Origin of the sequence: Pseudomonas sp. B111 (assembly GCF_026428275.1) — a bacterium.
GTDB lineage: Bacteria > Pseudomonadota > Gammaproteobacteria > Pseudomonadales > Pseudomonadaceae > Pseudomonas > Pseudomonas aeruginosa.
Genome location: NZ_CP097857.1, coordinates 1,878,472 through 1,892,457, shown reverse-complemented (window position 1 = coordinate 1,892,457; position 13,986 = coordinate 1,878,472). Strand labels below are relative to the sequence as shown.

General features: G+C 48.9%; 13 protein-coding genes. All 13 read left to right on the top strand.

Annotation, left to right across the window (positions count from 1 at the left end):
• Nucleotides 1-107: 107 nt before the first annotated feature.
• The 13 genes from ihfB (at nucleotide 108) to M6E97_RS08965 (ending at nucleotide 13,975) form a co-directional block, all read left to right on the top strand.
• Nucleotides 108-392 carry an integration host factor subunit beta gene (gene ihfB, locus M6E97_RS09025; RefSeq protein WP_003091441.1) on the top strand — a complete coding sequence of 95 codons (285 nt, stop codon included), beginning with the start codon at nucleotides 108-110 and terminating at the stop codon, nucleotides 390-392.
• A 40-nt stretch (nucleotides 393-432) separates the two neighbouring features.
• On the top strand, nucleotides 433-675 hold the full coding sequence (locus M6E97_RS09020; RefSeq protein WP_071534085.1) for a lipopolysaccharide assembly protein LapA domain-containing protein: 243 nt from the start codon (nucleotides 433-435) through the stop codon (nucleotides 673-675).
• Between the two features lie 86 nt (nucleotides 676-761).
• Entirely contained in the window at nucleotides 762-1,823 is a 1,062-nt protein-coding gene (locus M6E97_RS09015; RefSeq protein ID WP_003091440.1) for a Wzz/FepE/Etk N-terminal domain-containing protein, read from the top strand.
• Between the two features lie 86 nt (nucleotides 1,824-1,909).
• Entirely contained in the window at nucleotides 1,910-3,145 is a 1,236-nt protein-coding gene (locus M6E97_RS09010; RefSeq protein ID WP_015502630.1) for an oligosaccharide flippase family protein, read from the top strand.
• Entirely contained in the window at nucleotides 3,145-4,149 is a 1,005-nt protein-coding gene (locus M6E97_RS09005) for a glycosyltransferase family 2 protein (RefSeq protein WP_003130527.1), read from the top strand. Before M6E97_RS09010 ends, M6E97_RS09005 begins: the two co-directional genes overlap by 1 nt.
• Nucleotides 4,146-5,381 (top strand): hypothetical protein, encoded by a 1,236-nt coding sequence (locus tag M6E97_RS09000; RefSeq protein WP_023093912.1) that lies wholly within the window; start codon nucleotides 4,146-4,148, stop codon nucleotides 5,379-5,381. The genes M6E97_RS09005 and M6E97_RS09000 overlap by 4 nt, the downstream gene beginning before the upstream one ends.
• Nucleotides 5,374-6,408, top strand: coding sequence for a polysaccharide biosynthesis protein (locus M6E97_RS08995; protein WP_023093913.1), 1,035 nt, complete (start codon nucleotides 5,374-5,376; stop codon nucleotides 6,406-6,408). The genes M6E97_RS09000 and M6E97_RS08995 overlap by 8 nt, the downstream gene beginning before the upstream one ends.
• A 3-nt stretch (nucleotides 6,409-6,411) precedes the next feature.
• Nucleotides 6,412-7,530: a UDP-2-acetamido-2,6-beta-L-arabino-hexul-4-ose reductase gene (gene wbjC, locus M6E97_RS08990; protein WP_003091436.1), complete on the top strand. Its 1,119-nt coding sequence runs from the start codon at nucleotides 6,412-6,414 to the stop codon at nucleotides 7,528-7,530.
• Nucleotides 7,531-7,547: 17 nt separating this feature from the next.
• A complete protein-coding gene (gene wecB / locus M6E97_RS08985) occupies nucleotides 7,548-8,678 on the top strand; it encodes a non-hydrolyzing UDP-N-acetylglucosamine 2-epimerase (RefSeq protein WP_003091435.1) in 1,131 nt (376 codons plus the stop codon).
• Nucleotides 8,679-8,695: 17 nt separating this feature from the next.
• On the top strand, nucleotides 8,696-9,898 hold the full coding sequence (locus tag M6E97_RS08980; RefSeq protein ID WP_071534419.1) for a glycosyltransferase family 4 protein: 1,203 nt from the start codon (nucleotides 8,696-8,698) through the stop codon (nucleotides 9,896-9,898).
• On the top strand, nucleotides 9,898-10,839 hold the full coding sequence (locus M6E97_RS08975; protein WP_099319968.1) for an NAD-dependent epimerase/dehydratase family protein: 942 nt from the start codon (nucleotides 9,898-9,900) through the stop codon (nucleotides 10,837-10,839). Before M6E97_RS08980 ends, M6E97_RS08975 begins: the two co-directional genes overlap by 1 nt.
• Nucleotides 10,840-10,939: 100 nt before the next feature.
• Nucleotides 10,940-11,965, top strand: coding sequence for an MraY family glycosyltransferase (locus tag M6E97_RS08970; protein WP_023093916.1), 1,026 nt, complete (start codon nucleotides 10,940-10,942; stop codon nucleotides 11,963-11,965).
• 12 nt (nucleotides 11,966-11,977) lie between these two features.
• On the top strand, nucleotides 11,978-13,975 hold the full coding sequence (locus M6E97_RS08965; RefSeq protein WP_021265047.1) for a polysaccharide biosynthesis protein: 1,998 nt from the start codon (nucleotides 11,978-11,980) through the stop codon (nucleotides 13,973-13,975).
• Nucleotides 13,976-13,986 lie beyond the last annotated feature (11 nt).

The window sequence follows — 13,986 nt, the reverse complement described above, 5'->3', positions numbered from 1 at the left end:
CTAGGCCGCCCTTTTTCGTTTTCCCCTTCTTGGACCTGTTCAAAGACTGATCAGCATGCTAAAAGAGACCTGAGCTGATCTAGCCGCTTGAAAAAGAAGGGAAAACCATGACCAAGTCGGAGTTGATCGAACGGATCGTTACCCATCAGGGGCAACTGTCCGCGAAGGATGTCGAGTTGGCAATCAAGACCATGCTGGAGCAAATGTCCCAGGCCCTGGCGACCGGGGACCGGATCGAGATCCGTGGCTTCGGCAGCTTTTCCTTGCACTACCGCGCCCCGCGCGTCGGTCGCAACCCCAAGACCGGGGAGTCGGTACGCCTCGACGGCAAGTTCGTGCCGCACTTCAAGCCGGGCAAGGAGTTGCGGGATCGGGTCAACGAGCCGGAATAAGGCTGTTTAGAGGCTTGACCTGCTTGGTATGGAGGTATTCATGCGCACGCTTAAAAGAATGCTTGTTGGGCTACTGATAGTGGTTGTGGCCTTGTCGGCAATTATTTTTACTTTGGAAAATCGTGCTCTTATCCAATTTTCCTTCTTGGGGTGGGAGACGCCTGCGATTCCGAGTGCATTGTTATTTTCATTGGTGTTTGTTGCGGGCGGTCTGCTCGGTTGGTTTTTTGGAGTTTTTGCAGGCTTTGCGCATCATAAGTCGTCAAGACAACCTTCCGTGTAGAACTTGTCGGGGATCGTGGTGTCCAATATATCTTGTTGGGCTTTTCCCCTGATAGAGTTTCCGATTGGACTGATGATGGACTGAATGTGAATAAGCAGAATTCTTCTTTGATGACGGCTGATGGTGAGGTTGACCTGGTGAAGCTGGTCAAGGAGCTTTGGGTTAACAAGGTTCTGATTCTTCTGACTACTCTTCTTGCATTAATCGGGTCTTTTACCTATGCGTATCTGAGTAAGCCTGTATATGAATATAGGGTTGCAGTAGTGCCTCCTGCTCTTGGGTCTATCGAAGGTTTCAATGTTGGTAGAAGGGAGAATGGCCTAGATGCATATACTGTTAGAAGTATCTATGCGATCTTTTCGCGCAATCTGCTTTCGGATGAGAATAAAAAAGAGTTCTTCTATAAGATATACCTTCCCCAGGTGGGTGAGGGAGCGGAAAGCGAAGATGAGCAGGAGGAGTTTTATAAGAAGTTCTCCAAAGAGGTAAAGATTGATCCTGCTAACAAGCCAGATGCAGACCGTTATACGGTAATTGTGGAGGGCACGAAGCGAGAGGTTCTTGCTACATGGGCACAAGCTTTCGTGCGTTTGGCTGCGGATCGGGCCGTGCATGAGGTTATTGATAGTGCAGGTAGAGATTTCCAGGTAAGAAATGCTGCAATGCAGAGCCGCATAACCGTGCTGCAGAATATGGCGAAGGGCCGCCGTGATGATAGAATTGCACGTTTGAAGGAGGCATTGCTGATTGCGGAGTCGCTCAAGATAGATGGCCCGCCATTAATAGAAGGGGCGTCCGAGCAACAACTCTCCTCGATCATGGATGGTGACTTGATGTACATGCGAGGAGCTAAGGCGCTGCGCGCTGAAATCAACAATCTTGAGTCGCGTAGTGTAGATGCTCCATTCATTCCTGAGTTGAGAACTCTCCAAGAGAAACTATCTTGGAACTCCAGTTTGTCTGTGGATTCTGATGCGGTGGCTGTCTACAAGGAAGACGAGGGACTCTCTTTTTCAAATCAACCCATTAAGCCGAAGAAGATTCTTATAGTTACTATAGGTACTTTGGCAGGATTGATAATTGGAATTCTACTCGCAGTGCTCGCTGGTTTTATAAGGAAGCTTCGTAGCGATGGCTCTCTTCGCTAAGTTTTGATCTAAACCCTGATGCCACTTACTGGCATCAGGGTTTACTTGTTGTAGTTGTTGAATTGTATTAGGGGGTATCGAGTAGAATGTCAATAAGGCGGGGCGTTTTCTACTCCGGTATATCCATGGGCAGCAACTATCTTTTGCCTCTTGCTGCGATTCCTTTTCTCACGAGAACATTGTCAAGCGAAGCGTTTGGCCAATTGGTGATTGCCCAGGCCGTGGCTGTCATTCTATGTCAACTGGTAGACTTTGGATTTATTCTGGCAGGATCAAGAAAGGCTGCCATTATCGATAACAAAGTTGAACTGTCTAGTTTCTTTTCTGTTGTACAGAGTGCTAGATTCTTATTGTTGCTGCTTTCACTTTTAGTGCTGGCCATTTTGGCTGTATCTTCTATTTTACCAATCCCCTTGCTTGTATTGGTTGCGGCTGCTCTTCCGGCAGTAGTTGGAAATTATCTTCAAGCAGTATGGTTCTTTCAGGGAAGAGCGCTGTTTGGATGGTTGGCGCTTACCAATTTTTTGTCTAAGGTATTTTATTTCCTATTGGTCGTTTTTTTTGTCACGAAGGATTCTGACCTTGTGCTGGCTTCGTTGGGGTTTGGTTTTTCCTATGTCATAGGTGGAAGTGCTCTCTGTTGTATTTTATTTTCTATGGGAATACGGTGGCGCCCGGTTCTCGAGAAAGACAGAATTCTCGATATATTGCGTGACGGTGCTCGATCTTTTCTTTCTCTGGCTTTTCTTAGCTTGCACATGCAAGTGCTCGTTGCGGCGGTTGGTGTTGTTGGTGGAGCCTCCGCGGCCGGAGTGCTTTCTACTGCGGATAAATTCCTTCGCGGGATCGCGGCTGCTACTTCACCCATAGCTAGCGCTCTATTTCCGACTTTTAGCAGGATGTATGCGAGTGCCGACCCGGCAGTCGGCAGTTTAAGAAGGAAAGCGCTAGGTCTGATGTTACTAATAGCTATTCCTAGTTGTTTATTTCTTTTCTTATTTTCTGAATACATTTCATATCTCCTATTCCCGGAACAGTCCAGAGGTCTAACTGTTGTAATAAGAATGTTTTCGATAGTGCCAGTGTTTGCTTGTATTGGTGTTCTGTATGGAGGGTTGACTCTTGTTCCTTCTGGGTATGATGGTGTATATTTGCGAGCAATTTTTTTTGCGGAATTGGGCGGGGTATTAACATTTATCCTCTTGGCGCTTTGGGGGGATGAGCTTTTTGGAGCGTGGACGCTGGTCGTTACAGAGGTCTCTTTGGGGATGGGAATGTTTTTCCTGGCCACGGTTAAGTTGAGAGAGAAAAGGGGACTTTGATGTTGTTGAGTGTCGTCGTTAGTACTTGGCGTCGTCCCAAGGAACTAAAATTGGTCCTGGCCGGCCTTGTAGCGCAGTCTCTGGCTTTTAAGGATTTTGAAGTTATTGTTGTCGACAGTAATAGTGGTGATGAAACACCCGATGTGGTCCGCGAGTTCGAAGCGGTTCAGGGCTTCAACGTCCGTCTTGAGCAGGCCGAGCTGAATTCGGCTAGTGCAAAACGAAATAAAGGCGTTCGTTTAGCGAAGGGGCGCTACGTAGTGCTTCTTGATGATGATTGTGTGCCAGATCCTGCTCATCTCTCGAATTTTCTGAACGCTGCTAACTCTCGAAGGGGGGAACGCGTTATCTGGTGCGGTGGTGTCAGATTTTCTTGCTCATTGGTGTCGACGAGTAATTACTATCGCTATAGGGATAGTTGTCACTTCTCTGCTGACAAGCCGCTGCCCAACTCCTTGGGGTATAAAACTATTGTTACCATGAATATGCTCGCTGAGAGGGATATTCTGCTCCAAGATAATGCTCTTTTTGATGAGCGATTTGTTGGGTACGGCTTTGAAGATACGGAGTTTGGGTTAAGGGTTGGCAAGCTTGGTTATTCTGTTCTTCCTTGTCGGGCTGAAATCGAGCATGTCGAACCGGAAGGCAGTATTTCGAAGTTCTGTCGCAAGTACTATCATGCCGCCCGTGACGGAATGCCGGAATTCATGAAAGTTGCAACAACTGATGACCTTGAGACTCTTGGTCCTATACGATGGATGGAGCCGGGCTTTGCTTTGTCAAGCAAGTTTCAGAGTCTATTCAGAGCAGTGCTGTGTCTTGCGCTGGAGTCAAAGTTTTCAAATATTCTTATTCATTCTCTAGAGAAAACGGACTCTATTCGATGGCTCTACTCTAGAGCTGCTTATAGGCTCGTTTTGGCCTCATCCTATCGGAAGGGGGTTCTCGATAGAAAGTCGAAACTTTCCAAAGAGAAAGCAAACAAAGATGGGTGGTACTCGTGAAGCAGAGAAGCGTTGCTCTGGTTCTCCTTTTTGTGTTTCTCTTTCATATTCTCCGGAATCTATCCGGTGCGTATTATTTAGTTCTTGCTGGGTTTTGTGGGCTGTTTTTTCTCTTATTTATTAATAACTGGAGGGATATTAAATATAGCGCATTAGGTATATTTGTTATTTTCTTCTGGACGTATGCCTCGCTCGTTTCGGTGTTATGGTTCGATCTATATGGAGACTATTCCATAGGGATTTTCAGGTTGTGGGCATCATTACCTCTTCTCTTTGTTGCTATGGTTCTTGCCAGAGATAATCTAAAAGTGCCCATGCAACTTATTTCATTTTTCTTCAGTCTGGCGGCTCTTTCTTTTCTCTGGCAGTATGTATTTGGACCTATAGAATGGTTCGCTGAAGCCAGTGAGCGTGCTGGGGGCGCCCGTTTTGCATCATTGGTAGGAAGTTTGACCGCATATGGTGTTATGGTAGGAGTTCCCGCACTTGCTTCACTCTTTTATCTAAAGGGTTGGGCGCGCGTGGTATGTTTCCTTCTTCTTTGCTTGGGGGCGATGCTGTCGCTGCAGAAAGCTGCTCTGGCCAATATCGTCATTGTCTTATTCTTTGCCTATTGGCTAAAACTGATCAAAAAGACATACTTGTTTTTCACCTTCCTTCTTGCAGGGCTGGGTTTATCTGTATTTTTCCTTGCAGACTTCGGGGCTGGCAGTCTGGAAACCGTGCATCGACTGATTGTCGGGCTCCTCACCTCCGATTCCTCAGTCTCGCAAGATGTTCCATTCTTCGAATCCATATTCGATCGGGTAACTGCACTGCCTTTGGAAACATTGTCTTTCTACGGTAGCGAGATACTTGTTTTGGGCGCGGGCGTTTTTGGGGGAGGGGGGGTTCTAGGGTATGCGCAATATCCAATGGCGCACAATGGTATTGTCGAGCTGCTTTGCATCTATGGTTTCATTTTTGGTGGCTTGGCTGTTCTTTTGCTATTGTTGCTTTTTGTCTACTCTGTATTTTTGCTTGTCTTCCGGCGAAGAAAAACAGCTTGTACAGAGTTAGGCTTCTTATGCTCTGCATTTATAATCTGGTTCGTTAATTATGTCTTTAGCGGCGGTGGGCTTTTCCATCCGGTAGGGGCTGCATTGTTCTGGCTCGTTGTTTTTCGCTTTCTTTATATTTTGAGGCGGAAAAGGGACGTTGAACACATTAGTAAAGAGGTGGTGTATGGATAAGAACTCTGTTCTGTTAATTACCGGTGGAACTGGTTCCTTTGGAAATGCCGTTTTGAAGCGTTTTCTGGATACAGATATTGGTGAAATACGTGTATTCAGTCGGGATGAGAAGAAGCAAGATGATATGCGTAAGTGCTATGCTCACCCCAAGTTGAGGTTTTATATTGGAGATGTCCGCGACTATCAAAGCACTCTGAATGCTACTCGCGGTGTGGACTACATTTTCCATGCGGCTGCATTGAAACAGGTTCCCTCTTGTGAGTTCTACCCGATGGAGGCTGTGAAGACCAATGTCATCGGAACGGAAAATGTCCTCGAATCTGCTATCCAGAATGGCGTCAAAAAAGTCGTTTGTCTGAGTACGGATAAGGCAGTTTACCCAATCAATGCCATGGGTATTTCAAAGGCCATGATGGAAAAGGTCATGGTCGCCAAGTCTCGAAACCTAGAACGCACTCCTACCGTAATTTGTGGCACCCGTTATGGTAACGTCATGGCTTCAAGGGGCTCGGTCATTCCTCTCTTTATCGAGCAAATGCGATCAGGCCAGCCTCTCACAATCACTGATCCAAACATGACACGTTTCATGATGACGCTTACGGATGCCGTAGACCTTGTGCTTTATGCTTTCGAGCATGGTACCAATGGAGATCTTTTTGTACAGAAAGCACCGGCTGCAACCATCGAGGTGCTGGCTCATGCGCTTACTCAATTGCTTGGCAAGAATGGTTATCCTATCAATGTAATAGGTACGCGTCATGGAGAGAAGCTTTATGAGGCGCTTCTTAGTCGAGAGGAAATGGCCTGTGCTGAAGACATGGGTGACTATTATCGTATCCCCCCAGATTTGCGTGATCTGAACTATAGTAAGTTTGTGGAGCAAGGCGAGGAAAAAATTACTCATACAGAGGACTATAATTCTCATAATACCAAACGTCTGGATATCGAAGGAATGAAAAAGCTGTTGCTGAAGTTGGATTTCATTCGTGCTATTCAGCGTGGCGAGAGTGCCAGTCCAGAGGAATAAACGATGAAAGTTCTTGTAACTGGCGCGAATGGATTTGTTGGAAGGAATCTGTGCGCTCATCTTGCAGAGCGGGGTGGTATCGAGGTGGTGCCATTCACCCGCGAGAGTAGTGTTGGTAATTTGCCTGAGCTAATTCGTTCCGTCGATTTTATTTTTCATCTTGCCGGGGTCAATCGTCCGGAAAAACCAGAAGAGTTTAAGATCGGGAATTCCGAACTCACGTATGCTCTGTGTGAGGCGGTAAGGTCCAATGGACGAGCCATACCACTTCTTTATACTTCATCCATTCAGGCTGAGGTGGATAATGAGTACGGTTTAAGCAAGCGAGCCGCAGAAGAGCATCTCCAAGTGCTAGGTGAGGATATTGGTTGTCCTGTCTACATATTTCGCCTTCCTAATGTATTCGGTAAATGGTCGCGTCCGAATTATAATTCAGCGGTTGCGACTTTTTGTCATAATATTATTCGAGATATTCCGATTCAAATTAACAATTCCTCGGCAGAGATCACTCTTGTATACATAGATGATGTGGTTCGCACCTTCATGAAAGTCATGGATGGGAAGCTATCCAATGCAGTTTCACTACAGGTCGAGCCCCAGTATCAGATTTCTGTTGGTGAGCTCGCAGAACAATTGTATGAGTTTCGTAATAGTCGAAAGTCACTGACTACCGCAAGGGTTGGCTCGGGATTGACGCGCGCCTTGTACTCGACTTATCTAAGTTTCTTGCCAGAAGATAGTTTTAGTTACGACGTGCCAATGCATTCGGATCCGCGTGGCACATTCGTCGAGATGCTAAAGACCGCGGACTCTGGCCAGTTCTCGTTTTTTACGGCTCATCCAGGTGTTACCAGGGGCGGGCATTACCATCACTCGAAAACCGAAAAGTTTCTGGTTATCAAAGGGATGGCACGTTTCAAGTTTAGAAACATCCTGACCGGGGCATTTTACGAAATTTGCACTAATGGTGAAAAGGCAGAAATTGTCGAAACAGTACCTGGATGGACTCATGACATTACTAATGTCGGAACTGACGATATGGTAGTCATGTTGTGGGCTAACGAAGTATTTGATCGGGAAAATCCGGATACCTACGCTTGTTCAGTAGGCGAAGGTGCGTAAGGTATAGTGAGATAACAATGCAGAAGCTAAAAGTCGTTACGGTTGTTGGAACTCGTCCTGAGATTATTCGCTTGTCTAGGGTCATGGCGAAGCTTGATCAGTACTGCGATCATGTACTTGTCCATACTGGACAGAATTATGATTACGAACTTAATGAAATATTTTTTCAGGACCTCGGTATAAGAAAGCCGGATTATTTTCTAAACGCCGCCGGGTCTTCCGGGGCTGAAACGATAGGGAATGTAATAATCGCAGTCGATCGTGTTCTGGGCGAAATAGATCCCGATGCGCTGCTCGTGCTGGGTGATACCAATAGTTGTATGGCGGTACTGCCTGCAAAACGGCGTAAGATACCGACCTTTCATATGGAAGCAGGCAATCGCTGTTTCGATATGCGTGTGCCTGAAGAGATAAATCGGCGCATTGTCGATCATACAGCTGATGTAAATTTGACCTATAGTACAATTGCGCGTGATTATCTCTTGCGTGAAGGACTTTCTCCAGACATGGTTATCAAGACTGGTAGCCCTATGTTCGAAGTTCTCGAGCACTATCGTGACGGGATCGAGTCCTCCGATATTCTTGAAAGGCTCGGGTTGAAAACAGAGCGGTTCTTTGTCGTGAGTGCGCACCGAGAGGAAAACATAGATTCGGATAAGAATTTCTTGAAGTTGGTTTCTATGCTCAACGCTGTGGCAGAAAAGTACTCGCTGCCCGTCATCGTATCAACTCACCCTAGAACAAAAAAGAGAATTGAGGCGACGGAGGCAAAGTTTCACGAGGGTATTAAACTGCTGAAACCCCTCGGCTTTAAGGATTACAATAAACTGCAAATTACAGCCAAGGCAGTTATTTCTGACAGTGGGACCATCAGTGAGGAGTCTTCAATACTGAATTTTCCCGCTTTGAATATTCGTGAGGCTCATGAACGCCCAGAAGGCATGGAAGAGGCTGTGGTGATGATGGTCGGACTGGATTCGGATCGAGTACTACAAGCACTCGAGGTGTTGGAGGGACAGAGGCGCGACGCAGAGCGCATGTTACGCTTGGTCGCTGACTATAGCATGCCCAACGTTTCTGAAAAGATTGTTCGCATAGTTCATAGCTATCGGGACTATGTCATGCGAACTGTCTGGAAAAAATATTAACTTGAGGCGTGGAGTTGATGGCAAGGATATTTGTGGTTTCTGAGTATGTCGGTGCCAATCAGAACTCCACGGGATACTATTGGGAGAAGATAATAGGAAAGATGCAGCGGGAGTTTGGTGGGCTAACCGTAATTTTCCCGCTGACCGCAGGTGAAACCCCGCCTGTGGTTTCACCTTCCGTTGAGCAAGAATGCTTTAAGTTTCCGAGGAGCAATAAGAATAGGCTCCTTTCTAGAGGATTAGCGCAGATTTTTCAGGCGTTTCTGTTCTCAGTAAAATTGACTTCTCGTGCCAGACGAGGAGATGTGGTATTGAGTGGAACCAACCCTGCTCTTCTACTGATGACGTTTCCCTTGCTAAGGTATGCCCTCGGTTTCAAGTGGGTGCTGCTGGTGCATGATGTGTTTCCCGAGAACTTGGTGCCGGCGGGCGTTCTGAAGAAAGATAGTATTGCCTACCGGCTTCTACGTCGTCTCTTTTCTTTCATTTACTCATCCGCTGATCGTCTAGTCGTAATAGGGCGCGATATGGAAGCTCTTATGAAAGAGAAGGTGTATGACCCGCGATCTTTGGTCTTTATTTCGAATTGGGCCTGTGAGAAAGAGGTTTTCCCAGTACCGAGAGAGGATGCTCCTTTTATCAATATTCCTGAATGGAAAGGTAAAAAGGTTTTCCAATTTTTTGGTAATGTCGGTCGATTACAAGGTATAGAAAACATACTTTCTGCTATTCAGTTGGTTAAAAACGAGAAGGCGGCTTTTGCTTTTATTGGAGATGGTGCCTTGGTCGACAGTGTAAAAAAACACGCGCTGGAAGATCAGCGTGCTCGGTTGAGGTATTTTGGAAGGCTGCCATTAGCCGAAAAGAATTTTGGTTTGGCTGCCTGTGACGTTGCCTTAGTTACCTTAGAAGAAGGAATGTTCGGGCTTGGGGTTCCCAGCAAGGCATATTTCTCCATGGCAGCAGACAAACCGATTCTAGCTGTCATGGAAAAAGGGGCTGAAATCTCCCGTATAATAGATGAGACCGGAATCGGTTGGAACTGTCCGCCGAATGATCCGGTTGCTTTGGCAAGATTGATCGATGAGATTTGTGAACTCGACTTGTCTAGTTTAGGCGGAGTCCCGCGGAGTGTCCTTCAGCAAAATTATTCTGAATATATTTCATTGGAAAAATTCGCTGCCTGTGTTCGACCGCTTCTGTCTGAGTCGAAAATATGATGAAGGTGCTGGTAACCGGGGCTAGCGGTTTTGTCGGGAGTGCGCTTTGCAGGTCGCTTGCTGCCGGCCCCTTTCAGGTTGTCGGACAAGTACGATCCCTGTGCAATCCTGTTACGGGGGTTGAGTATGTTCGAGCGGAGCTGAAAGAGAGCACTAAGCTTGATGCTGCGCTGCGGGGTGTTGAATGTGTAGTTCATCTAGCTGGACGAGCCCATATCTTTGGAAGGCAGCGTGATTCACTAGATATTTTTCGGAAGGTGAATCGCGATGCTACTCTGGCGCTTGCTCGGCAGGCGATCGAAGCATCTGTAAAGCGTTTCATTTTTGTTAGTTCTATTGGTGTAAATGGCGCTTTAACCAAAGAAAAGCCCTTCGATGAGAACTCCAAGCCGGCTCCTCATGCAGAATATGCGATTTCAAAGTTTGAGGCTGAAGTAGCGCTTCGGGAGCTTTTCAAGCAGTCCTCAACAGAACTTGTTATCGTCAGGCCTCCACTCGTTTACGACTGGAATGCTCCTGGAAATTTCTCGCGATTGTTGAAGCTGGTTGCTTCGGGACTTCCTCTTCCATTTGGTTGCATAGATAACCGACGAAGTTTTGTTTCTCTGGATAATTTAGTTGACTTTCTAGCTTGCTGTATGACGCACCCTTCTGCTGCCGGCGAACTGTTTTTGGTATCCGATGGTCAGGAGATTTCTACCAAGCAACTGGTGACTGCGCTTGCTGCGGGAATGGGGCGTCGCCCCATCATGTGGCCTGTTCCTAGGTTTATTCTGAGGTTTCTTAAATTAGTAGGAAAGGGTGGGTTATACACTCAGTTATGCTGCTCACTAGAGGTCGACTCGTCGAAAGGTAGGCTTTTGCTTGGTTGGGAACCCCGCAAGAGCACCCTTTCCGCGTTGGAAGATGTTGGTAGAATATATGTCAAACGTACTGAATGATTATCTGCAGGCGCTTTGCTACTAGCATGGCGTACCACGCAGAACAATCGAATAGAACCCTGTTGAAGGGGTGAGAGTATTTTTGGGGATAAATTTATAAATGGAAGAATGGTATTTGTTACTCGCTGCAGCTGGGGTTTCGGGACTGCTTACAGGCCTCTTGCGTCGTTATGCCTTAGCGAGGAGCTTACTTGACACCCCTAACTCTCGAAGTTCCCATGTCGTTCCCACTCCACGCGGAGGAGGGGTCGCCATTGTAGTTACTTTTTGTCTCATGCTGCCTATTTGGGCTGTACTGGGAAATATCTCATGGGCCGTGTCCTGGGCTTTACTTCTCGCTGGCGGCGGGGTTGCCATTATTGGATTCATGGATGATCACGGTCATATCGCCGCACGCTGGCGTCTGCTGGGACATTTTAGTGCAGCCTTGGTCTCATTGTACTTTTTGAATGGCATACCACCATTTCAGATTGTTGGTGTCAGTTGGGACCTGGGGTGGTTCGGAGGACTTCTCTTTGCTTTCTATCTCGTGTGGTTGCTGAATCTCTATAACTTCATGGATGGGATCGATGGACTTGCTAGCCTTCAGGCCATTTTTGTCTGTGTTGGTGGGGCATTATTATACTGGCTGAATGGCCAACTGACGCAGGCTTTGCTCCCCTTATCGCTAGCTTTTGCCGTTTTTGGATTCTTGTTCTGGAATTTTCCACCCGCAAAAATTTTCATGGGAGATGCGGGTAGTGGTTTTCTGGGGATTGTTTTAGGAATTCTTTCCATTCATGCCATGTGGATGAATACGAATTTTTTCTGGGCATGGTTGGTCCTGTTAGGCGTTTTCATCGTCGATGCGACCTATACCCTGATTCGTCGCTTGCTGAGAGGGGACAAGGTGTATGAGGCTCATCGAAGCCATGCCTATCAATACGCAAGCCGATACTATGGAAAGCATGCTCCTGTTACGATTGGCGTCACGGCATTGAACGTCATCTGGCTCCTCCCTATAGCCTTGTTGGTCGGGAGTGGGTCTCTAGAGCCTTTGATGGGCATCGTCATAGCCTACGTCCCTCTCGTTTTTCTGGCAGTGAGGTTCAAGGCGGGTAAGCTAGAGTCGTCCGCTCAGGCCTAAAGGAGTAGGGGAATGCTAGATCGTTTAAGAGTAAAGTTGTTATCCATGCCTCGTCGCTGGAAACGTTTGCTTCAAGTGGCTACGGATATCCTTCTGGTATGGCTGTCTCTGTGGCTCGCTTTTGTGGTCCGTCTAGGCACAGACGATATGATCGACGTGTTCGGCGAGCATGCATGGCTTTTCATCACTGCGCCGGTCATCGCCATTCCACTATTCATTCGCTTCGGCATGTATCGTGCGGTGATGCGCTATCTCGGTAACGACGCATTGATCGCCATCGCCAAGGCGGTGACCATCTCGGCTCTGGTGCTGTCGCTGGTGGTGTACTGGTATCGTGGCGCGCCGGCGCCGGTGCCGCGTTCCCTGGTGTTCAACTACTGGTGGTTGAGCATGCTGCTGATCGGCGGCTTGCGTCTGGCCATGCGCCAGTATTTCATGGGCGACTGGTACTCTGCTGTGCAGTCGGTACCATTTCTCAACCGCCAGGATGGCCTGCCCAGGGTGGCTATCTATGGCGCGGGGGCGGCCGGCAACCAGTTGGTTGCGGCGTTGCGTCTCGGTCGGGCGATGCGTCCGGTGGCGTTCATCGATGACGACAAGCAGATCGCCAACCGGGTCATTGCCGGTCTGCGGGTCTATACCGCCAAGCATATCCGCCAGATGATCGACGAGACGGGCGCGCAGGAGGTTCTCCTGGCGATTCCTTCCGCCACTCGGGCCCGGCGCCGAGAGATTCTCGAGTCCCTGGAGCCGTTCCCGCTGCACGTGCGCAGCATGCCCGGCTTCATGGACCTGGCCAGCGGCCGGGTCAAGGTGGACGACCTGCAGGAGGTGGACATCGCTGACCTGCTGGGACGCGACAGCGTCGCACCGCGCAAGGAGCTGCTGGAACGGTGCATCCGCGGTCAGGTGGTGATGGTGACCGGGGCGGGCGGCTCTATCGGTTCGGAACTCTGTCGGCAGATCATGAGTTGTTCGCCTAGCGTGCTGATCCTGTTCGAGCACAGCGAATACAACCTCTATAGCATCCATCAGGAACTGGAGCGTCGGATCAAGCGCGAGTCGCTTTCGGTGAACCTGTTGCCGATCCTCGGTTCGGTGCGCAATCCCGAGCGCCTGGTGGACGTGATGCGTACCTGGAAGGTCAATACCGTCTACCATGCGGCGGCCTACAAGCATGTGCCGATCGTCGAGCACAACATCGCCGAAGGCGTTCTCAACAACGTGATAGGCACCTTGCATGCGGTGCAGGCCGCGGTGCAGGTCGGCGTGCAGAACTTCGTGCTGATTTCCACCGACAAGGCGGTGCGGCCGACCAATGTGATGGGCAGCACCAAGCGCCTGGCGGAGATGGTCCTTCAGGCGCTCAGCAACGAATCGGCGCCGGTGCTGTTCGGTGACCGGAAGGACGTGCATCACGTCAACAAGACCCGTTTCACCATGGTCCGCTTCGGCAACGTCCTCGGTTCGTCCGGCTCGGTCATTCCGCTGTTCCGCGAGCAGATCAAGCGCGGCGGCCCGGTGACGGTCACCCACCCGAGCATCACCCGTTACTTCATGACCATTCCCGAGGCGGCGCAGTTGGTCATCCAGGCCGGTTCGATGGGGCAGGGCGGAGATGTATTCGTGCTGGACATGGGGCCGCCGGTGAAGATCCTGGAGCTCGCCGAGAAGATGATCCACCTGTCCGGCCTGAGCGTGCGTTCCGAGCGTTCGCCCCATGGTGATATCGCCATCGAGTTCAGTGGTCTGCGTCCTGGCGAGAAGCTCTACGAAGAGCTGCTGATCGGTGACAACGTGAATCCCACCGACCATCCGATGATCATGCGGGCCAACGAGGAACACCTGAGCTGGGAGGCCTTCAAGGTCGTGCTGGAGCAGTTGCTGGCCGCCGTGGAGAAGGACGACTACTCGCGGGTTCGCCAGTTGCTGCGGGAAACCGTCAGCGGCTATGCGCCTGACGGTGAAATCGTCGACTGGATCTATCGCCAGAGGCGGCGAGAACCCTGAGTCATCGTTCT